Source organism: Sphingobacterium athyrii (assembly GCF_003071065.1).
Lineage (GTDB): Bacteria > Bacteroidota > Bacteroidia > Sphingobacteriales > Sphingobacteriaceae > Sphingobacterium > Sphingobacterium athyrii.
The window spans coordinates 1268822-1290236 of the sequence record NZ_QCXX01000001.1; the positions used below are offsets into that span (position 1 = coordinate 1268822).

The 21415-nt window shown below is 40.9% G+C and carries 18 protein-coding genes; 10 read left to right on the plus strand and 8 right to left on the minus strand.

Going from position 1 to position 21415, the window contains the following annotated elements; genetic code table 11:
* Positions 1-2 precede the first annotated feature (2 nt).
* The 7 genes from moaA (at position 3) to moaCB (ending at position 6304) form a co-directional block, all read left to right on the plus strand.
* Positions 3-983, plus strand: coding sequence for a GTP 3',8-cyclase MoaA (gene moaA / locus DCO56_RS05470; RefSeq protein ID WP_108632688.1), 981 nt, complete (start codon positions 3-5; stop codon positions 981-983).
* A complete protein-coding gene (locus DCO56_RS05475; protein ID WP_108632689.1) occupies positions 980-2749 on the plus strand; it encodes an NTP transferase domain-containing protein in 1770 nt (589 codons plus the stop codon). Before moaA ends, DCO56_RS05475 begins: the two co-directional genes overlap by 4 nt.
* A 7-nt stretch (positions 2750-2756) precedes the next feature.
* Positions 2757-3491 carry a sulfite exporter TauE/SafE family protein gene (locus DCO56_RS05480; RefSeq protein ID WP_108632690.1) on the plus strand — a complete coding sequence of 245 codons (735 nt, stop codon included), beginning with the start codon at positions 2757-2759 and terminating at the stop codon, positions 3489-3491.
* Positions 3492-3623: 132 nt separating this feature from the next.
* Complete coding sequence (locus DCO56_RS05485) at positions 3624-3851, plus strand: MoaD/ThiS family protein (protein ID WP_108632691.1); 228 nt, start codon at positions 3624-3626, stop codon at positions 3849-3851.
* Between the two features lie 3 nt (positions 3852-3854).
* Complete coding sequence (locus tag DCO56_RS05490; protein WP_108632692.1) at positions 3855-4961, plus strand: HesA/MoeB/ThiF family protein; 1107 nt, start codon at positions 3855-3857, stop codon at positions 4959-4961.
* Positions 4954-5394, plus strand: coding sequence for a molybdenum cofactor biosynthesis protein MoaE (locus DCO56_RS05495; RefSeq protein ID WP_108632693.1), 441 nt, complete (start codon positions 4954-4956; stop codon positions 5392-5394). Before DCO56_RS05490 ends, DCO56_RS05495 begins: the two co-directional genes overlap by 8 nt.
* A gap of 1 nt (position 5395) precedes the next feature.
* Positions 5396-6304, plus strand: coding sequence for a bifunctional molybdenum cofactor biosynthesis protein MoaC/MoaB (gene moaCB, locus DCO56_RS05500; RefSeq protein WP_108632694.1), 909 nt, complete (start codon positions 5396-5398; stop codon positions 6302-6304).
* Here moaCB and DCO56_RS05505 read toward each other — a convergent pair.
* The gene (locus DCO56_RS05505) at positions 6301-7443 is read right to left on the minus strand and encodes a cysteine desulfurase family protein (RefSeq protein ID WP_108632695.1); all 1143 of its coding nucleotides are present in this window, start codon (positions 7441-7443) and stop codon (positions 6301-6303) included. The genes moaCB and DCO56_RS05505 overlap by 4 nt on opposite strands.
* Positions 7444-8189: 746 nt before the next feature.
* Here DCO56_RS05505 and DCO56_RS05515 point away from each other — a divergent pair.
* Positions 8190-8549 carry a DUF7674 family protein gene (locus DCO56_RS05515; protein ID WP_108632697.1) on the plus strand — a complete coding sequence of 120 codons (360 nt, stop codon included), beginning with the start codon at positions 8190-8192 and terminating at the stop codon, positions 8547-8549.
* A gap of 988 nt (positions 8550-9537) precedes the next feature.
* Positions 9538-9699, plus strand: a complete 162-nt coding sequence (locus tag DCO56_RS29195; RefSeq protein ID WP_181390462.1) for a hypothetical protein — start codon at positions 9538-9540, stop codon at positions 9697-9699.
* Positions 9700-9940: 241 nt separating this feature from the next.
* Here the strand turns inward: DCO56_RS29195 and DCO56_RS05520 are convergent, their stop codons facing one another.
* The 4 genes from DCO56_RS05520 to DCO56_RS05535 form a co-directional block, all read right to left on the minus strand.
* Positions 9941-11173, minus strand: coding sequence for a Ca2+-dependent phosphoinositide-specific phospholipase C (locus DCO56_RS05520; protein WP_108632698.1), 1233 nt, complete (start codon positions 11171-11173; stop codon positions 9941-9943).
* Positions 11174-11184: 11 nt separating this feature from the next.
* Positions 11185-13989 (minus strand): TonB-dependent receptor, encoded by a 2805-nt coding sequence (locus DCO56_RS05525; protein WP_108632699.1) that lies wholly within the window; start codon positions 13987-13989, stop codon positions 11185-11187.
* Positions 13990-14236: 247 nt separating this feature from the next.
* Positions 14237-15409, minus strand: a complete 1173-nt coding sequence (locus DCO56_RS05530; RefSeq protein ID WP_108632700.1) for a helix-turn-helix domain-containing protein — start codon at positions 15407-15409, stop codon at positions 14237-14239.
* A gap of 245 nt (positions 15410-15654) precedes the next feature.
* Positions 15655-16278 (minus strand): DJ-1/PfpI family protein, encoded by a 624-nt coding sequence (locus DCO56_RS05535; protein WP_219929321.1) that lies wholly within the window; start codon positions 16276-16278, stop codon positions 15655-15657.
* A 249-nt stretch (positions 16279-16527) separates the two neighbouring features.
* On the opposite strand from DCO56_RS05535, the gene DCO56_RS29200 reads away from it, so the two are divergent.
* On the plus strand, positions 16528-16842 hold the full coding sequence (locus tag DCO56_RS29200) for a hypothetical protein (protein ID WP_181390463.1): 315 nt from the start codon (positions 16528-16530) through the stop codon (positions 16840-16842).
* Here the strand turns inward: DCO56_RS29200 and DCO56_RS05545 are convergent, their stop codons facing one another.
* The 3 genes from DCO56_RS05545 to DCO56_RS05555 form a co-directional block, all read right to left on the minus strand.
* Positions 16843-17403 (minus strand): hypothetical protein, encoded by a 561-nt coding sequence (locus tag DCO56_RS05545; RefSeq protein ID WP_146190984.1) that lies wholly within the window; start codon positions 17401-17403, stop codon positions 16843-16845.
* Between the two features lie 296 nt (positions 17404-17699).
* A complete protein-coding gene (locus DCO56_RS05550) occupies positions 17700-18644 on the minus strand; it encodes a bestrophin family protein (protein WP_342749289.1) in 945 nt (314 codons plus the stop codon).
* A 98-nt stretch (positions 18645-18742) separates the two neighbouring features.
* Positions 18743-21376: a sigma-54-dependent Fis family transcriptional regulator gene (locus DCO56_RS05555; RefSeq protein WP_108632702.1), complete on the minus strand. Its 2634-nt coding sequence runs from the start codon at positions 21374-21376 to the stop codon at positions 18743-18745.
* Positions 21377-21415: the final 39 nt, after the last annotated feature.

Here is a 21415-nt window from a genome sequence, read left to right on the forward strand (position 1 = left end):
TCATGCTAACGGATACATTTGGACGGATACACAACTACCTGAGAATATCGCTTACCGATAATTGCAACCTCCGTTGTTTCTATTGCATGCCGGAGGAAGAGTATAGCTTTACACCGAATGACAAATTGATGCAGGTGGATGAAATTGAGCAATTAGCTCGATTGTTTGTCGATCAAGGAATCAGCAAAATACGCCTAACAGGGGGGGAACCATTGGTCCGCAAGGATGCAGCCAATATTATAGCCTGTCTGTCCAAACTTCCGGTTGAACTCCATATAACCACCAACGGAATCCGTATCAACGACATGTTGTCTCAGATTGTAGACGCAAAATTCAAAAGCATCAATATCAGTCTGGATACCTTGCAACCCGGAAGATTTTTTCAGATCACCCGAAGAGATTATTTTGACCGTGTGCGTGCCAATATAGACCTTTTGCTTGAACATGGAATCCATACCAAGATCAATATGGTGGTCATGAAAGGCGTTAATGACGATGAGATTTTAGATTTTGTTGCATGGACAGCGATGAAGCCAATAGAAATCCGTTTTATCGAGTTTATGCCATTCAGTGGTAACAAATGGACCAGCAACCAAGTATATACACAGGCCGACATTTTAGCGACTATCAAGCGGAGCTATCCCATAGAACCGATCACTGCAGGTCCACACGATACCGCTAAAGCATTTTCGATTGTAGGACATGCTGGGCGTATTGCTATTATAAGTACAATGACCGCCCCTTTTTGTGCAGGATGTAACCGGATACGGCTTACAGCGGACGGGAAACTTAAAAATTGCCTATTTTCTTCAAGTGAAACCGATCTATTGAAAGCATTACGGACCGGCGAAGAAGTGCTTCCATTGATCCGAGCTACGATTAGCGCCAAAGCAAAAGAATTGGGGGGACAATTAACAACAGATTTTGAACATATTGACACCGATTTTCTCAAGAATCGGAGTATGATAACGATTGGCGGATGACAAAGCAAACAGGTATAGTCATATTGGCGGCCGGAAATTCTTCGCGGCTCGGCCTACCTAAGCAACTGCTCGAATTTGAGGGTGAGACTTTATTGAAACGTATCAGCAGGGAGGCTCTTGCAATACCCGATGTTAAGGTATCTGTCGTGATAGGTGCTTATCCTGACCCAATCAATACGGCATTGAAGGAAAGTAATGTCTCTGTGGCAATCAATCCGCATTGGACAACAGGGATGTCTACCTCTATTGTTGTGGGCTTAAGCGATCTGCTAAAACATCATCCCAATCTGGACCGTTGTATAATCAGTCTATGTGATCAACCTTTTGTTGACCGCCATGTCTTTCAGCAACTTATTCAATTGGCAAATAGTACTGATAAAGGTATTGTAGCAACCGGTTTTTCCGGAATATGGGGAGCCCCGGTACTTTTTGACAAAAAATACTTTGAACATCTGATGCGCCTGGAGGGACAACAGGGAGCTAAAAAAGTCGCCGAACAATTTTCCGACGATCGGGTCATATTCTCTTATGAGCCCGCAAAGTATGATATCGATACGCAAGAAGATTATTTCAATCTACCTCATCAGTTTATCAGTGTTCAGCAGGCCAAAGATATTATCCATCATCATCTGCCTGCTCCAAAACAAATACGGCTTCCCTTAGCGGAAGGGTTGGGCTACACGCTGGCCCAAACCGTTGTTGCCGAGCAGTCAATCCCTGCTTTTCCGCAGTCATCGATGGATGGTTACGCTATTCGATATAGCGACAAAGATCGTGGACTTCCTGTCGTAGACAAAATTCCCGCAGGTACCACGGTTGAAAAAATATTGACAGAGGGACAGGCGATGCGCATTTATACTGGAGCTCCGTTGCCTCGAGGAGCAGATACGGTGGTGATGCAGGAAAAAGTAGTTTTGAGTGACGCAAATACAATCCGGATTAGCGATGAAACCCTCCAGTTGGGGGACAATGTACGCCCTACAGGGTCAGAAGTTCTGGCAGACAGTATCGCCATGCTCACAGGAACAGCATTGACCCCGGCGGCTATTGGCTATCTCGCAGGCATCGGATGCAGGGATGTTCTTGTTACTGCGCCACCGCGGATACAACTTATTCTAACCGGAGATGAACTGAAACCTATTGGTACAATACTTGGATATGGGGAAGTTTACGAGTCTAACTCCTATCAGCTAAAAGCCGCACTGCAGCAGCTAGGCATACTGCATGTCGAAAGTCGGCATGTACCGGATGACAGAAGCCAACTTCGGGCAGCTTTGGAGAATGCATTGGATGAAGCTGATATTGTTCTTTTAGTTGGCGGTGTCAGCGTAGGTGACTACGATTACGTGGTGGATGTGGCTAAGGACTGCGGTATTAAACAGCGTTTTCATCGTATCCGACAAAAACCGGGAAAACCCCTCTTTTTTGGCACACAAAATGAAAAGCTGGTGTTTGGGCTACCCGGCAATCCGTCCTCTGCCCTAACCTGTTTTTACCTCTACGTCGCTCCTGCATTAGAGCGTATCATGCAACTTCCGGAGCGAACACGTTCCATCAAAACCCATACAACACATGCTTATAGTAAAAAGCCCGGTTTAACTCATTTCCTTAAGGCACGATACGACGGACTTACTGTTGAACCTTTACACGCGCAAGAGTCTTATCGCCTCCAATCCTACGCACAGGCCAATTGCCTGCTGATTCTCGAGGAGGAGAGCAATGGTTGTGCCGCTGGAGACGAAGTTTTTATCCATCTTTTAACGTAATCGCGCCATGCAATTTGAGCTTTTTTATTTTTTCCTTTTTATTCTGGCTTTTCTTTACGCATCAGTAGGGCACGGTGGTGCAAGTGGCTATTTAGCATTGATGGCAATCTATGGGATCGCACCGCAGGAGATGAAACCTACAGCACTGGTACTTAACCTCTTTGTTTCTTTAACATCCTTTATACAATATTACAGGGGTCATTATTTCAAACGAAATTTGTTTTTGATGGTAGCCATCACCTCTGTTCCCATGGCATTTATAGGCGGTATGATTACCTTAGAAGATCATTTGTACAAGAGGTTGCTGGGACTACTGCTACTCTTTCCGGTTTTTCGTTTTTTCTTTTTCAGAAGTCCAGCCGAAGATGAGCTCAAACCGTACAACAGTTATGGTGCACTGGCAATTGGTGGCATTGTAGGACTACTTTCAGGCATGATTGGTATTGGCGGTGGAATTATCCTCTCCCCTTTTCTGATCCTGCTTAAATGGACAGATCAAAAACAAACTGCAGCTATCAGTGCTGCATTTATTTTCGTAAATTCATTGTCGGGACTTGGGGGTATGCTGACAAAAGGTGTATCGTTCAATGCCCATATGTGGGGGTATATTGCAGTTGCATTCCTTGGTGGCCTGTTAGGAGCCTATCTCGGATCGAAAAAACTAAAACAGGATGCTTTAAAATACGTACTTGCCACAGTACTGTTTGTTGCAGCCTATAAATTGCTATTTACCTCGGCTTAATAAATTTAAAAAACAATATGACTCTATTTCTCCGAATTGGATAAAATAAGCATAAATAACACGTCTTTCGATTGTGGGATGGGGCGAAGCTGAATGAAAGAGGTGAAAATTTGAAAAAAAATGAATTAAAATATGAAAGTTCAAGTAAAGACCTTTGGCTCCTTGACAGATATATTGGCAAAGGAGTTTTATATAACAGCCAACGATACGACAGAGTTATTGGCAACATTAACGCACGACCATGCTGAATTAGCACAGCGTAGCCTATTGATAGCCGTGAACAATACCATTGTTAAGACAGCAGTGACATTTCAAGAAAATGATATCGTTGCCTTAATGCCACCCTATTCAGGAGGATAAGCGATGCGAAATGAACGGTATTCGAGGCATTATATCCTCCCGGGTTTTGGTGAATTAGGCCAAAAAAAGCTGCAAGCTGCCCGCGTACTCGTCGTTGGTGCCGGAGGACTGGGTTGCCCTGTACTCCAATATCTGGCAGCGGCAGGGGTTGGAACACTTGGTATCATAGACCATGATCATGTCGGATTGAGCAACCTGCACCGTCAGGTTCTGTATGATACCGACGACATCGGTCGAGCTAAAGCTGAGGTAGCGGCTAATAAGCTCAGGCAGCAGAATCCTGAAATTGAGATCCGCTATTGGGTAGAACAATTGTATTCAAATAATGTCGCCGACCTGATCCGTTCGTACGACCTGATCATGGATTGTACAGATAATTTTGCTGCGCGATATCTACTTTGCGATGCTTGCCGCTTATTAGATAAACCATTGATTTTTGCTGCAATCTACCAATATGAGGGACAAGTAGCTGTATTCAATGTGGCCGATAAAGAAGGAATCAAGACAAACTATCGGCATTTGTTTCCTACAGCTCCAACACCCTTGGAAGCTCCAGATTGTAATGTAGCAGGGGTATTGGGTGTATTGCCCGGTATGATCGGAATATTACAAGCAACCGAAGCCATCAAGTTGTTAACCGGTGTTGGTATCGCTTTGATTAATAAATTAATGACGGTCAATATGCTTGATAATAGCAGCTTTATCTTTGAAATACCCTTAACGGCATCCGCAGGAACTGTTTACCCACAAACTTTAGCAGAGTTGAGTACGTTTAATTATGAACAATACTGTGCATCGGAGAGCCAACTAATACAGGCGATAGATGCAAAAGAGTTCGTTGAAATGTGGTCTGCAGAAGATGTTGTCCTTGTCGATGTGCGCGATCCAAATGAACTTCCGCGCCTGTCACATCCACATCTATCCATTCCGCTTTCTACATTATCAGCACAAATCAAAAAAATAGATAGTACACGTGTTATTTTTATCTGTCAGAGCGGAAAACGGAGCCTGATAGCTGCCCGGTATTTTTATGAGCAGGCGGATGCCGGACAACAAATATTCCATTTGAACGGCGGCATGATTGCCTTAGAAAACTATATAAATGACTAAACAAAAAAACGACATATTTTTTCAAGGACCCATTCCGGCCACTTTGGTTGCTGAAGCTATCTCACAGCATCACAATAAACCTAAAATAGGTGCACATAGTATCTTTCTTGGACAGATTAGAGCAGATCAGATCGATGGAAAGGCTGTAAAATCCATCGATTACACGACAAATCGAGAACTGGCCCTGCTTAAAATGGCAGAGATTCGCGAAGCGGTATTTGATAAGTATCCATTAGCCTGTATGCATGTTTATCATAGTGAAGGTGAAGTACGGGTTGGCGAAATTTGCTTCTTTGTATTCACATCTTCAGCACATAGACGCGCAGCGATGGATGCTTGTGACGAACTTGTTGAACGTATAAAAAAGGAAATGCCCATCTGGGGGAAAGAACTATTTGAAGACGATACGCATCAATGGAAAATTAATAAATAATATGGTTGATATTACACATAAAAGTGCGACTTTAAGGAAAGCAACAGCAATGGCCACGGTACTTGTTTCTTCTGAAAATACCATCAAGCTTATTGAACAACGACAGGTTCCGAAAGGCGACATATTTGAATTTGCACGTGCCTCTGCATTACTCGCAATCAAGAAAACTGGCGATATGATTCCAGATTGTCACCCTTTACCAGTAGAATATGCAGCTATCCGGTATACCCTATCGGACTTGCAAATTCATATAGAGGTTGAAGTACATACGGTCTATAAGACTGGTGTTGAGGTTGAAGCCATGCACGGAGCATCTGTTGCAGCTCTTGTTATTTATGATATGCTAAAACCCATAGACAAACAGGTGGAGATTGGTGGTATCCGATTACTTGAGAAACGAGGAGGGAAGAGCAATGATTCCCAACCTTGGATCACGGATCTTAAAGCTGCAGTCGTAGTTTGTAGCGATTCGGTAGCTCGAGGAGATAAAGAAGATATCTCAGGCAGGCTTCTTTGCGATCTTTTGGAGCAACAAGGCTTACACGATATTGCCTATGCGGTAATTGCTGACGAAAGGAATGCGATACAAGAACGTCTGGAACACTATGGGCAAGCCGGCATAGATCTTCTGGTCTTCACGGGTGGTACAGGACTCTCGGATCGAGATATTACACCAGATGCTGTGATGCCATATATTACCAAAAATATTCCCGGAATTATGGAAACAGCAAGACAATACGGACAGCAGCGTGTTAAAACGGCTATGTTGTCCAGAGGTATTTCAGGATTTGTTGATCGCATGTTGGTGCTTACCCTGCCGGGGTCACCTAACGGTGTACGCGAAAGTGTAGGCGCATTATTTCCACAGGTGTTGCATGTCTTTCAAGTGAGAGCAAATGTTGGACATTAAGTCCTCAGCTTTTCGACAAGCTGTTTGACCCGCATAATGGTCTGGCTGATTTCCGCTTCACGCGTAAATCGGCCCAGACTAAATCGAATGGATGATAAGGCATCCAAATCTGACAGCCCCATAGCCTTGAGCACATGTGAGGGTCTTGAGGTCACCGCAGAACAGGCCGAACCACTGGATACCGAAATTGTACCCAATCGCGTAATCAGCTGGTCTGACAGTACACCTTTAAAGCAGATGTTTGTCGTGTTGAATAACCGATGGGACGTACTTCCATTTATGAATGTATCTGGAATAGTGAGGAGTTCGCTCTCGAAGTGATCTCGAAGCTGTTTTATATGGTGTTGATCTACTTCTAAGTCTTCCAGCGCAATTCGCAAAGCTGCAGCCATCCCAATGATGCCGGTGGTATTGACAGTGCCGCTACGCCAGCCTTGTTGTTGTCCGCCTCCATGGATTTGAGGTATCACCTGCTCTTTAACCCGACTGGCGGTATACAGCCCCCCTATCCCTTTCGGTCCGTAAAATTTGTGTGCTGAAAAAGCCATAAAATCCACATCTACATGCTGAAGACTTATATTCATTTTCCCAACTGCCTGTGTTGCATCACATAAAACAAGTGCATGGCTTTGATGCGCTATTTCACAGATCTGTTTTATCGGTAAGATAATACCCGTTTCATTATTCACGAGCATGGTACAAATCAACAGCGTATCCTCGCGAATGCTTTCTTTAAGCAATCTGAGATCGAGCATACCTTGATGATCTACCTTTAGAAAGGAAACTTCAAATCCCAATCGCTCCATAAAAGTGCAGCTTTCCAAAACAGCTTTGTGCTCTGTGGAAATGCTGACAATATGTTTTTTTGGCGAAAATTGGAGTCCCTTTAGGACCAAGTTAATTGATTCAGTCGCACCCGAAGTAAAAATAATATTTTGGGGCAGTGTACTCAGTCTATCAGCAATGTTTTCGCTCGCCTGATCCATTGCATCCTGTATGGTTAAACTAAACAGATGCGAACCACTTGGATTAGCATATCCCGTCCTAAAAAATGGAAGCATCTCATTCAAAACACGCTCATCTACCGGGGTGGTCGCATTGTAGTCGAGATAGATAAAGTTTGAGTTTATATTGTCCATTTAATTATCCTATAGTATCTTTCTATCAAAAGTTTTTCGTTCTCATTTTCAACAGCTATTTTAGTTCCTTTTTACCTTTAATAAACGACTCAGGATAAAAAAAGTAAGCACAAACATAATCACCTGAATGATAAATATTGGGCAAAGGAGATCTGCTTCGGCATTACGGTATCCAAAACTTACAATAGTTACCGGCAATGTAAATACCAGACCAAAAAGAGACCATTCTCCGTAAAAGGGATCTTCACGAAAAAGTGAATATACGAATAAAGTACCTAATCCTACATAGATCAAAGTAAAATTAATGTCAGCCTATCATATTGATAATCACCCTATCAAAATGATCGTTTTTTGTATATATTATCTACCTAAAAACAATATAACACCTTTATATACAAAAACTTAAATAAAAAAACTCCAGAATGGAATAGATTTTGGCATAGGGGATAGAAAAGAAACTAGAAATGAAAAAAGAAAATGTAAAATGGCGACAACGGAAAAAACCTCCCCAGTTTCCAAAATGGCTAAAATCATATCATCTTTTGTTTTTCGCATTTATAGTGGTGTTGATTTTCGGGGCAATTTTCAAAGAGTTAAGTGAGGCATAATTTAATAACATGATGACAATAATTTTGGCGCTAGCGGGTTTAGCCCATTTCGGTCTATTTATAAATGCAATTGATTTTTTTGAAAAAATATAGTATGTAGACTGAAATCTTATCAGCCAATAAAAAAGGAATAATTAAATGAAAACAAAAATTATAAATACCATATGCCAATGGGCTCCTGAAGCCAATGACCTTATGTCGGATATCGAACGCATAGATGATACCCTCGCAGACTATGAACTACTTCATAAATTGGCGGAAGTATGTATGCAAAAGATCCACTCAGGATCGGAAAATGAAATCGAACGCGTGCAGGAAATAGCAAAGGTTGTTAATCTGCTTTATCAGGGTGGGAACCAGTATACCCGCAACGCCATTGAGAATGAATTTTTAACAGTAATGTCGTTTGATGAAAGTCCAGGAAGTCTAAAAAGACATCTTGATCTATTTCCTGCTGAATTGCGAAAAGGATATATCAAGACAATCCTGGAAAATTAGCTTTCTTCCTGTATCGTTAACGAAAGACCAGTTAGCGGATATCCTAACATATTTGAGCGTTGAGTCAATAAAGAGGAACGAGCGAGTGCTATTTCAAATCGTTTTTTTAACAAAAGCTGCCTACGTCTTTATTTTCGCAACGACGAGATATCTGCCAACAGCGGGGATCGAAAGAATCAATCTTTACATGGCGCTGGGCGCAAATGGTCTTATGAATTTTTAAATTTCACAAACTTCCATAAAAAAAAGCTAATCAAGAGATTAGCTTTTTTTTATGGAAGTCTGTAAGAAAGCGCGATACGGTCAGCGTACCAGACAAGTACAAGAAAGGGTCTTGTAACTATCATTATACCCGGCACGCCTTTAAATATGTTGGTGCGATCAAATCGTCGGGCGAAGCAATTATATGTGCGACGTAAATGATTTTTAGGGCACTTAATGTCCTCTTTTCGAACAAAAATCTTGAAATAGAAGAAATACGATTATGGCATGGTTTCAATTAGTTGCTAACGGTGATGCCACAGATCCTAACGATTGCATTATAACAAGCCTGCCAACACCTGCACTCAACACTTCATTGCGGCACGAAATGATCACTGCATTAAAGAATAAAGACAGTACTCATGAAAGAGAGTATTAGGTTAGCAAATCCCCGTTACAAAGGGATACTTAAACTTTTATTCTGGGTAAAAATGAGCATCGCTCTTAGATCCTACTCCAAATAACCCTCAGCCCATAATCACGCAATTTAAATTACAATATATTAAAACATCTATATTAAAAACTGTAAACATTTCTCTACAACCAAACTCATAGACCTAAAAACATCATAGTTAATCAAAAGGATACCAATATAATTGTAACACGAAATTTTAGAAGTTAAAGAAAAACATATAAAGCGAAGACTAGCTAAATCACACTTATATAAAGTCTTTAGCTATATGGTATAACTAAAACAAATAATTACACAATTAAAAAAAACAAAATCATGGACAAGAAACAAAGTTATTGCACACCGCAGATCCACATATCTGTGATCGAACTAGAGCAGGGAATTGCTGCAGGCTCAAACTCCCATCGACCTGAACATTCACATGAAGGAAAGGAATGGGGGCAAAGTCATAATCCTCATAATGATATAGACGAATAGCCATTATACCCCAGGAAATAAAAATCTTGGGGTTCATTTTTTTACTTCAAAACAGCCCCCTTTCCTGGTCTGGCATAAATTCCTTATTTACTGGATACCTTCCTTTATGCAATTATAAATACTGGGCTATGAATCTCAGGCAGCAATAAACTACAAAGCATAAAGTCGCTCGGAATTTTTTCCAAACGACCTTGATTTCTCACGTTCTTCAATAGTATTAGCATAGCTGCCAGTATATCTATCACTTTACAGATCCCATATGCTTGGACTTTTTCATCATACTGTTTATAGGATTTGGGCGTGCAACCTTACTGTTTGGCAGTTTTACATAATAGGAAGTATGGTAACCGTTTCCTGGTCTAAAAAAATCTGTAGAAACAATTTGAGCGCCACTGTTAAATGCCGCATCTGCCCTACTGTAATCGTTGATCTTGGCTTCATATGTTTCAATATCGGATCTACTCCTAACGATATACCCTGCTCGCACCAGATCCTGAATTTCCTGTTGACGAACCAGCGCATTATCCAACAGAACAAAAGATGCAAAGCTATCATTGGGATTTGACTGCACAAACATCATCCGCTTTTCAAGATTAGGTCTGTTTTTGGTATAAGCAGATTCAAGATTCATCCCTGCTGTTGTTGGCAGTAGCAAGAAAATAAATTTTCCACGGGATGCCTTGACACTGGGCCAATGACCAGCACGCACTGCTTCACGCAAAGTACTGTAATCCCCACGTATATTATCAGGTGTAATGAGCTTTTCTTTTCCCAACACCTCGACAACTTCGGCATCCAACTCATCAAAAGCTTTTTCATCAAATGGAAGTATATCGGCACTATTGGGGAAAAGCGGAATGCCCTTATCTTTAGCTTCGACCATAATGAAAACAGGTAGGTGTCCGGGGTTCTTTTCTGACCAAGCCCGCAAAGCTATAAGCCCGCTACGGAAGGAGGCATAATGTGATCGAAAATCAAAATCCGCTATATGTAGCATCTTGAAACCGGGTTTTTCCAGCTCTTCTTTTTGATATGGAGCCAGATCCGAAACTCCCATTTTATTTAGTACTTCATATCCGGCAGGTCTATCAAACCGATGTCCTGTGGGATCGTAATATACATCCATTTCTAAACTTCTGATACCGCTATCAAGTTGTACGTCAAACGCTGGGTGATCGTATTTCAACCCTTCACTCATTGTCATTGGATTGGGATGGAATTCTTTAAATGAGCTCAGTTTATCAGGAGGAAATAGTGTTGCCATCTTCTCCGACATTTTCGAAAAAATGGGGTCAGCATATGCCGCGAGACGTGGATCTACTGGCCTTGCATAACTATTGTGTGTACCAAGCACCTGAATCTGATTAATCTTGAGCTGATCAAGCTGTGATAACTCGGGCTGCTGAGCAAAGGCTGTTCCTATACCCAGCGAAAGCAAGGATACTTTGATGAAAGTGATTTGTTTTAATTTCATATTGCTATTGTTTAAAAAAGTTTTGCGCTGATTCCGACCTGGCCGCGTACAGAATACCATTCGGCTTGTTCTGCACGATCATAAACACCATGATAATAGCGTACTGGGGCACCAGTAATGTTATTTAACTCAGCGAATATTCTGAACTTGGAGTTAATCGAATAAGAAGAAGAAAAGTCCACTGAAAAATTGCTCGAATACCACCGGTAATGTTCAGGTCCGGCAATCTGCCGAATGGCATCGAGGTATTTTCCTTTGTAATTTCCGGCAATACGGGCCATAAATTTGCTATTTTCAAAGATTAGGGAAAGATTGAAAATGTGTTTAGCCTGCTTGGGAATCACGCTTTCATCTTCTATTCGTTTTCCCTTGTCAAAGCGCGGAACTTTAGCCTTAGAATCTGTAAACGTGTAGTTGGCATCTATACCAAATCCTTTCCATATCCCCGGTAAATCGACAAATCGCTTGGATATCCCGGCTTCAAAACCTGCTAACCAAGCATTTTGGAGATTATCCGGTTCGTTTACATTGAACATGACACCATTGATATTTTGGGTAGATTGATTTGAATAAATCAAATTGGAAAGTTTTTTATAGAATGCTCCTACCGACACCATACCAATACCACCGAAATAATGCTCAGCCATCAGGTCAAAGTTGCTGGCAAAAGTAGGTTTCAAGTTGGGATTTCCCCGTGTAATGATCCGGTTGATATCGTCTTGGGTTGTACCCGGATTGAGGTTTCCAAAATCGGGACGCGCGAAGCTTCGCGTAAATGCCAGTCTAATAAGATCATTTTCAGTCGCATTGATCTTCAGGTGCAACATAGGTAGAAAGGCGTTGTAGCTATTGTCCTGATTAATGGCCTCGACTTGAGTGGATTTGTCTCCGAGAGTAGATACTTTGCTGCCAGAGAAAGTGACTTTGTTGTATTCGTTTCGTATACCTGCAATTACTGTAAGCTGATCAGTCAATTTGTATTCAGCAGAGCCATAAATGGCGTATACATTTTCTCTTCCACTGTAATAGTTAGCTGCACCTGAGGCGTTTTCAGCAGAATCAACGCGGAAAGGGTACAGCTTATTGTCTGCAATCCCTGCTGGCGAGGCAAGCTGTCTGACTGATTCCATCGACATCTGGTCGATAAGCACATTGCTGTAAGGTGATCCAATTTCGGTCAAAAAACCGCCACGATATGGATAGGGTTCAGTGCCTAAACCGGCGAGTGCCGGAGCTGGTCCTGAGACACCTGCCACATAAACGCTATAGGGATTTTCTACGTTTTTGTCCTTATGAATAAATTTTCCACCAACTTTGATGGTAAGCGAACTGCTAGGCGTATATTTTAAATTGATTCCAGCACGTTTGTTACTCTCCTGGTTTTTGCTCCTGATATTGACAACTTGTGTTAACTTCATAGCCTCAGCACTAATAGGGGTGGTAGATGAAAGCTGTGGTAGAATTTTGTCAATATAGTCCCCCTCTCCATCCGGTGAGTCCATGGCGAGGTATTTCTTCCCATCTGCAGCCATACCATCGTAAGAAACTTTTTGAGAGAAAGTCGCCATAGGATAGTAGTCCGGATCTTTAAATTTAAATGCAGATTTATCCATGCTAAAGGACCAATCCAATCCTATCTTTTCAGAAAAATTCGATTGTCCGCTCAGCTCTCCGGAATAAAGATTTGTATGATAATCCGCGGCTCGCGTTGTTATAGTTGCTGTTTTAGTATTAAAATAAAAATAATTTTCACGCACCCGTTGCGCATCCAGGTACTCACTATAAAGTCCCTTGAAGATAATTTTATGCATTTCATTGAAAGCATATTCAAGACCTCCATTAAACCCAATGGTGCGTCTGTGGGCTATATAATCGCGTAATTGGAGATCGGTAATAGAAAAAGCTTGGCTCGCATTGCTGTTTCCAAAATCATAATTTAGATTGTATCGATCTTGGGCGGCTGTTCGGTCCCAGATCACTGCCGAAAGGATATAGCCCAATTTTCCCTTGGCAACACGATCGCCAAAGAGAAGAGAGCCATTATATGATGCTCTTTGAGACTGCCCATTGTATCCACCGGCAGCACTGATGTTGAGCGTACGCTTAAGTGGCGCTGTCTTGGTAATAAAATTGATCGAGCCACCAATGGCATCTCCTTCCATATCAGGCGTGATCGCTTTTGACAATTGTACATATTGAATCATTTCGGATGGAAAAATATCCATCTGAATTCTTCTGTCCGCATAATCGAGACTAGCAGAAGGAAGCCTATTTCCATTTAACAGTGAAGCGCTCCATTGGATAGGTGTACCCCGTACCGAAACATACCTTCCCTCGCCTTGATCCCGTTCGATAGAGACGCCTTGAATACGTTGGACGGCTTCTGCTGCATTTCGATCTGGCAGTTTACCAATGGCATCAGCAGCCAGCACCTCCATAATAGCATTTGCACTCTTTTTAATATTCAGTGCTTTAAGCTGAGAGCCGGCAGAAGAGCCTACTACAATGACCTCACCCAAGCTATTGTTTGAGGGTTGTAATTTAATGTTTCCCAAATGGATACCTTCTGTGGAAACTACTGTATCCAGTGTGAATCCCTGGTAACCGGTGTAGAAAATGGAAAGTTGGATACGTCCTTTTTCTTTTAAGATCAACGTAAATTTACCCTCAAGATTGGTTTGTGTCGCAACCTTTCCAACTTGTACTGTTGCTCCGGGCAATACCTCATCGGTCGTTGAAGTGACAGCTCCTGTGATTTGTTGTGCCTGTAGAAAAATAGGCATCAACCAAATCAAAAAGAATAACGTTCTTTTCATATCATGCAATCAATTTTGTTAATTTGCTGCGAAATTGATATTTCATAGAATAAGGGTCGTCTTTCTCGATAAAGAAGAACGTACTACTTGAAACAGAAGACATAAACACTTGTACCTATGTTAGTTACAAATATTAATTTTTTATTAAGCTTTGATTATCGACGGATTGGCACCTATTTAATGACACTGAAATACTCTTTTCCCTGACGTATTGAAAAAGTTTTTGCGACTGATAAAGCAATACATATTAGGTATTAAGTAGGTTATAATATGGTTTTTCTTTTAAGTAGGCTGATGGAGTACAGCCCTGGACTTTCTTGAAATATTGATTGAACGAAGATTTGGAATGGAATCCAGCCTGAAATGCCAACGAGAGGATATTGATGTTCTCTCCCCTACTTCTATACTTATCCATCAGGCTAACCACTTCCATAATCCGATACTCGTTGACATACTGATAAAAAGATTTTTCTTTATACTGATTCAATGTTTCGGAAAGGTGATGACGTGATACCCCGGCCCTTGCCGCCAGGCTCTCGAGTGTAAGATTGGGATCTAAAAACACCTTATGTTGGGTCATCAAGTTTTCTACGTTCTCTAAGATACCGGCATAGTCCACACTAGTGTTCTTTTCATTTTCTGCTGCAGATAGATAAGTAGGCGTGTCACCCATAATCGCTATCGAGTCTTTAAGATTATCGGCAGAATTTGGCTCGTTTAGTTCTTCTTGTTGATACATGTGAACGTAAAGAAAAGAACTTACTTTGACATAAATTATGGATATACAGATAATCACCAAAATAGAATAGATAAATACCCGAAACCATAAATGGATAAAAGAAAAATAAGTAGATATATCAAATAGCTGGGCCCAGGAAGTGATGAAAAGAAATGCCAAGCCGATCAATAGGAATAGACAAGCTGCTAATTTGATCATACGCTTTTCCAACTTCCAGAACGTCGGTATCTTCTCAATCCCAGCGAGAATCTTCAAAGGGTAATGAATATATAATATCGTATATGCATAACCAGATATCGAATTGTACATTTTAATAAATGGCGGTAATTCACCGGAACGGTTAATCACATAAGCGGCGATCCAAAAATAGCCAACCAACGCGCACATCGATGGAAACATAGCCAAAAGGATATCAATAGGCTTTCCTCTATGTTCAAGATAGCTCATATAACACCATAACAGGCCTGGGTAGGCCAAAGCAATAAATGTATTGAACTGTTGATGGATCTTTGAATTGGGCCAAAAGACATTCAATATAAAGGTGATAGCCAAGTGTAAAAAAATGGCAGCTAATAAATACGAAAGAATATTATCATGCTGCCGATTGTTTTTCTTATTTTTTAATAAAATACCCAGTGCCAATAATGCTTGGGTTGCCCCTACAATAATAATATAATTCACGTCCTTGATCTGATTATGCTGCTCAACAAAGTTAATAATCAGGTATTATCAAATTGTTAAATAACAGAAGCCTTCAAGCTGAGAAATCTAGGCGATTATTATTTCTGATTTTTCATAACTATTCAATTATTGTCAAGAGATCAAGTCGTTAATATCCATTCTGTCAATACATGTTTTAAGCGTCTCCAATTTGCAGTCATGAAGGTTAATTAATAACAAATGTCCAATCTATTTTTCCATAATTTTTAGTCCAATAGCTTGTTCATTTCCGCAAACCGATCATTTGTAGAGTCATCGTCCCAATTATATTCCGTTCGCTGTGCAATAGCCAAGGCTTGTTCCCTGCCAAATAGTTTCGCGATAAGTGCCAAAGACATATCAGTTCCTGCAGATATTCCCGAGGACGTAAAAAAATTAGCATCCTCCACCCATCTAGCTTTATGTATCCAGTTAACTTTCTCATTCTGGCTCACGACCCAATTATATGCTCTCTTATTTGTTGTTGCTCTCCTGTCATCTAATAACCCTGTTTTGGCCAAGAGTGCTGCCCCAGTACAAATGGTAGCAACATGCTTTGAGCTTCTGGCCAATCGGCTAATTTTTTGAATAAGGCTCTCATTGGTCACTTCCGTTCTCGTGCCGGCACCCCCTGGAATCATTAAAATGTCCAAGGCCGATAGGTCTTCAAACGTTTTGTCGACGATAACTGATGGGCCCGCTGTACTTTGAATCTTTCCAAGCCTCTCTCCGATCAGAAAGATCTCCACCTGCTCTTTAAGAAACCCGAACATCTCTAATGGACCGAAGACATCTAGCAATTCAAATCCCTCAAAGACAAGCATACCTAATACTAATTTCTCATTTCTCATCTTCAATATTATTACTCTACATATAATGCATCTTTGAAATCCTAAAATAAGCACTTCCAATTAAACAACAAAGGTTTGAAATTTAATTAGTTTTAACGTTGGATTTATAATTTATCAATGGAACTTTTGCTGAATACCTATCCTTCAATGTGCCAGAAGACTTTGGATTTAATGATGCATTGAATAGGGATTTCCCTTTTTTCAGCTTCTAATTTACGTGTTTTACATAGGTAATTTTAAGGTCACTAAATGGAACAATTACTTACAGCTGGTGCCGAAGCACTGAGAAAGGCTGCTACAGGACATTGTCGAAACAAAGTAATCATTAGTATTAGAAAGTTTATAGTATATACAACCCTAATTTTAAACCCCTCGAATTCGAGAGGTTTAGAAAACAAGCTGGTCTCAATAGTTGAATTAACAGCGCTCAACTTAAAAACGATTCCTTGCGATTTAGTACTGTTTATCCGTCGGGTAGCGGTTCATCGGGCTATTATTAAATTTTCTTTTCAGAAAGAGATTAGTTTTAATGGAATTGGAAAATTTCCTTTTACCCTAAAGTAGCTACTTTAAGGTATCGTTTATACTGATTTCTATTGGGATATCAATAAGCTTTTCAGGCCCTTGATCAATTTGTAATTTGAGCTGTACCGAACCTTTTAATTTAGAAAAAAATTGTTTGGTCTGTATCATTACACCTACATTTTGACAGAGTTTATGATCATAGTCCCAAAGACCAAAACGTTGCAGATATAATGGATTTTGAACGGTATCCATCAAGTTCACTTCTTCGTTTTTTTCATTCCTAAGCTCAACATGTGTGAGCGTGCAATGTATTTCATCTGCTAAATCCGTTGCAAAGCTACCTTGTTGCTTAGATGCAAGCTCCATGGCCTTAGTTTCCGCTTGAGTCAATGGATAATAGCTCGCCAATAAAAACTGATTGGCCGGAATACGCTTTGCTTCGGTAAGATCGGTAATGCTATGATGCATGTGACTGCCTAACGCATCTAAAACAGCTTGCTGTTCCGATACGCTCATCCTATCAGGCGTAGGTTTCGAATCGTTGTGACAATTTGAAAATAAAATTGCCGAAACTAATATTGGGAATAGTCTATTCATCATCTATTATTCATTAAATTTCATTGACTGGCTTTACTTACGCTGTAATCCAACACATCCTTTTCACTAAAATAAGTACTTTTTAAGCATTTTGTCAGGACAGTTACAATTCGCTGAGGCTAGTTTATTATTTGTTGAGCGTAAACTGATAAGCGCTTTGTAAATGAAAGCGACAATTCATAAATGAATTCAACTGTCGAGGTTAGTTTTCACAAGATTTTCTAACAAATTCAACTTGATCAATGAAATCAATCGTTTCTAAATTTAAATTTTTGGAATATGAAGATCTTCTGTTCCTATCACATAATAATATTATTTGGATTAACAATGGTCTGTGCAGGTCTCGCATCTCCCCATATATCTCTTATCTCATTTTCAAGAGTATAACATATGTGCGAAATAGGGATATCATTTGGGCCGCCCTCAAAAGGATTTTCAGTACTTTCTCCCACTTGATCTAATGATGTATATACCCAGGATATTATCATGCTGAAAGGGATGACAAGCCACACCATGTGGCCCCTCATCCATCCAGTTGTAAATTCATTGAATGAATTAAACTCCTTTAACATAGCAAAAGGCAGCAGAAGACAAAAAAGCCAAACAAATATCCGATTAACAGTGGCATACTGCCTTGGGTAAGGAAAATTTTTTATTTTTTCACTTCTCGCTTGTAAGGTAGAAAATTCACGCAAATATTTGTGTAGTTCGAAAAAACGGGAATTATCAAGCGCACCGGTATCAGACAACCTCGCCAGTGCGGCGCTTTGTAGACTCATCAGCTGTGTCAGGGGATTACTGGAGGAAATCACTTCTTCAAGTTCTTCATGACGAATATATTTTTGTAGTACTGTTGATAAGGCTATTTCCCGTTCTGGAATCGTATAGAAGCTAGCGTATTCGCGATTATAAGACTTATCAATATTTTCCCAAGCCCGCTTGGAGCGTAACTCATACCGCAGCAATGTGAGCCATGCCAAATGGCGAAATGCAATCTCCCGCGCAATATCGCGGTCTTTGATAAAATCGCGACACATTATTGCCCAAGCCCTGCTCATGCCGATCTTCAGCCCCCAAATGTCACGTGCCTCCCACGTCCTGTTATAGGTCTGTTGGTTTTTAAATCCGACGACAAAGGCTGTTGCTGTTCCTAAAAACGCTACTATTGGCCAGGGTACTACCAGCCATTGAAGGCCCAATAATTCATACATCAAGACTGGAACAATACTGATCAAGAGCAACAAAAAACAGATTTCGTCGCGTCCAAAAAAGAAATTCGGTTATTTTATAGGTTCTTCCAATGTACATCGTTCAATGTCTTATTAAAAATAATGATAATCAATCAGGTAAAATATTCGCTCTTTCGAATATTTAGTTTTTTCATTTTTGAATGTAGGGTGTTGCCGGGAATCTGCAGAATTTCTGATGCACTTCCCGGTCCCGAAATCTTCCCGGAACAACGCTTTAAAACCTGGATAATATAATTGCGCTCCAATTCATCGAGTGAATAATTTAAATACTGCAGCTCTTCCTGTCCAGATTCAGCATGCACCTTAGGAAGATAAACATAGTCAATCTCTGCAGTTGTGGTCAAAAGAATTGTCCTTTCAATCAAATGTTCGAGTTCGCGTACATTTCCGGGCCAGCTATAGCTACGCAATTGCTGAATTACTTTTGATCCTATTTTCTTCATTTTACGCCCTGTATTGCGACTATATTTCTGCATAAAAAAGTCGGTAAGCTGGGGGAGATCTTCCAGCCGCTCTCGTAGCGGCGGTAGGTGGATCGGAAATACATTGAGCCTGAAATACAGGTCGGCCCGAAAACGTCCTGCCTTTACCTCTTCTTCCAAATTACGGTTGGTCGCTGCAATAAGTCGGACATCAATTTTTATGGTCTGCTGCCCACCGATCCTTTCCAGTTCGCGCTCCTGAATAATCCGCAACAATTTTGATTGCGCTTCTAACGGAAGTTCTCCAATCTCATCCAAAAAAAGTGTGCTTTGGTGCGCCAATTCAAATTTACCGATACGACGTTCTACGGCGCCTGTAAATGCGCCTTTTTCGTGTCCAAATAATTCGCTTTCGATCAGATGGGCAGGCAGAGCTGCACAATTTACCTTGACCATGACTTTATCTTTTCGATCCGAGGATATATGGATACCCCGGGCGACCAGCTCTTTTCCAGTCCCGGTTTCACCTGTAATCAAGATGGTAGTAGCTGTACCCGCAACGAGCGACATCAGGTGATATACGTGTTGCATAGCCTCTCCACTGCCGATGATTTCAGAAAAATTGTAAATAGTTTTGATCTGCTCTTTTAAGTAATCATTCTCTATTTCCAGATTCTTTTTATAGGCCAATAGCTGCTCATTAGCACGGATATTGTCAATGGCAATTGAAATCTGTGAACAAATGCCTTTGATAAGCATCTTATTGAGCTGGTCCGCCAGCAACCATATCGTACCGATATTTTTGTCACCGATCCGCAAAGGCAGACCATACATATTCCTTCGCCCTGTGGTCTTCCATAACCGGGCATAATCGTTTCCTTTTTTTATTTCCTCCTCAACATTGAACACAAGTCCCTCCTTGCTGGCCAATACTTGGGCAGTATATAGCTCGTTGACTGTAATAAGATTGTTCGCTAATTTATCAAAATCGGATTTTGCACCCGCAAACAGTGCGGCATCATACATAAAAGGAGATAAGTGGATGCCATCGGCTTCGATCACACGGATCATGGATAATCTTGTGGACAGGGTTTTATCCAGAACCCTACTGATCGCTGACTGGAGGTCTTGCTTTGTCCTCAGCTGGGTAATATCATTGCTGAAATCTAATAAAAAAGATTGCTCTTGCTGCTTTTTAACCAGCTGTTCATTAGCTAGCGTATTGGAAATCGCTGTTGAGATCTGCGCACAAATGCTCTGGAGTAAGGGGATATTGATTTCGGCTGTCTCCAATAACAACAGTCCTAAATTGGTCTCACCATTCCGCAAGCGTATCCCTGTAAATTTCGCTATCCCCAATGACTTCCAATAATGGAGATAACCTGAGGAAATACCACGCTGCACCTCCCGGTCTACATCAAATAACAAAGGAATCGCACTTGTTAAAATACGATTCTGTAAACCATCATTGAGGGGCAATTGTTGGAACCAATCCACTTTGTTTTTCGGTACGGGATGCGTTCCGAAATCATAAATATAGGGTTCCGTAAAAGATTTCGTATCACCACAGATTCGTCGAATGACAAAACTTCCCGTCGGACTAAGTTGCTTCAATACATCGCGAACAGTCTCCGTTAACTCTTGCTTCGTCCGAACGGAGGCCATTCGGCTGCTGAATTCGAGCAGAAAAGTCTTCTCCTTTTCCCTTTTAAGTAGCTCTTCGTTTTTTATGATATTGGAAACTGCACTCGATATTTGGGGAATAATACCAACGATGACATCTCTGAAATTCTGGCTAAAGCCATTTATTTTATCGGTATAAATATGAAGGAAGCCAATAGCACGTCCCTCACGCATCAATTTGGCCATTAAAATTTCCCGTACACCTTTTTCATAATTGACGCGCAGAAATTTTGGGCTTCCCGGATCGTCCATAATATCCGATAACACAAATGAAACTGGCTCGGTTGAATTCAATACAGCCTGAATAAATGGTTCATTAAGGGGAAAACGGGCTTTTATCATTTCTGCATAACGTGGATGATCCCTGATCGGGGACCCGTCATTGTCAAGTAGAAAGGGACTGTAGGTATCGTCTTTGTAATCGATGGTCGTAACAATGGTATGGGTAATAAAGTATAAGCCTTTTATGCCTTCCTTAAAAAGCCGAATGAGATCATTTTTGTCTCGAACTTTTGTTAGATCATTGCCCAATGCTAATAGTATCTCGCGCTCTTTCTGGTAATATGCGATACTCGGCTTGGACACCTCGTTTTTAGGACTGGTTGTTTTATTTGCTTTCATGATATACAGAAGTGCGGTACGGCGGTACCCTTACATTTT

What these genes read in the sequence shown, in the direction of transcription:
- DCO56_RS05485 (WP_108632691.1), top strand. Translation starts at nt 3,624, where the DNA reads ATGAAAGTTCAAGTAAAGACCTTTGGCTCCTTGACAGATATATTGGCA.
- DCO56_RS05535 (WP_219929321.1), bottom strand. Translation starts at nt 16,278, where the DNA reads ATGAGAAATGAGAAATTAGTATTAGGTATGCTTGTCTTTGAGGGATTT.
- DCO56_RS05525 (WP_108632699.1), bottom strand. Translation starts at nt 13,989, where the DNA reads ATGAAAAGAACGTTATTCTTTTTGATTTGGTTGATGCCTATTTTTCTA.
- moaA (WP_108632688.1), top strand. Translation starts at nt 3, where the DNA reads ATGCTAACGGATACATTTGGACGGATACACAACTACCTGAGAATATCG.
- DCO56_RS05505 (WP_108632695.1), bottom strand. Translation starts at nt 7,443, where the DNA reads ATGGACAATATAAACTCAAACTTTATCTATCTCGACTACAATGCGACC.
- DCO56_RS05545 (WP_146190984.1), bottom strand. Translation starts at nt 17,403, where the DNA reads ATGATGAATAGACTATTCCCAATATTAGTTTCGGCAATTTTATTTTCA.
- DCO56_RS05515 (WP_108632697.1), top strand. Translation starts at nt 8,190, where the DNA reads ATGAAAACAAAAATTATAAATACCATATGCCAATGGGCTCCTGAAGCC.
- DCO56_RS05495 (WP_108632693.1), top strand. Translation starts at nt 4,954, where the DNA reads ATGACTAAACAAAAAAACGACATATTTTTTCAAGGACCCATTCCGGCC.
- moaCB (WP_108632694.1), top strand. Translation starts at nt 5,396, where the DNA reads ATGGTTGATATTACACATAAAAGTGCGACTTTAAGGAAAGCAACAGCA.
- DCO56_RS05480 (WP_108632690.1), top strand. Translation starts at nt 2,757, where the DNA reads ATGCAATTTGAGCTTTTTTATTTTTTCCTTTTTATTCTGGCTTTTCTT.
- DCO56_RS05475 (WP_108632689.1), top strand. Translation starts at nt 980, where the DNA reads ATGACAAAGCAAACAGGTATAGTCATATTGGCGGCCGGAAATTCTTCG.
- DCO56_RS05555 (WP_108632702.1), bottom strand. Translation starts at nt 21,376, where the DNA reads ATGAAAGCAAATAAAACAACCAGTCCTAAAAACGAGGTGTCCAAGCCG.
- DCO56_RS05490 (WP_108632692.1), top strand. Translation starts at nt 3,855, where the DNA reads ATGCGAAATGAACGGTATTCGAGGCATTATATCCTCCCGGGTTTTGGT.
- DCO56_RS29200 (WP_181390463.1), top strand. Translation starts at nt 16,528, where the DNA reads ATGGAACAATTACTTACAGCTGGTGCCGAAGCACTGAGAAAGGCTGCT.
- DCO56_RS29195 (WP_181390462.1), top strand. Translation starts at nt 9,538, where the DNA reads ATGGACAAGAAACAAAGTTATTGCACACCGCAGATCCACATATCTGTG.
- DCO56_RS05520 (WP_108632698.1), bottom strand. Translation starts at nt 11,173, where the DNA reads ATGAAATTAAAACAAATCACTTTCATCAAAGTATCCTTGCTTTCGCTG.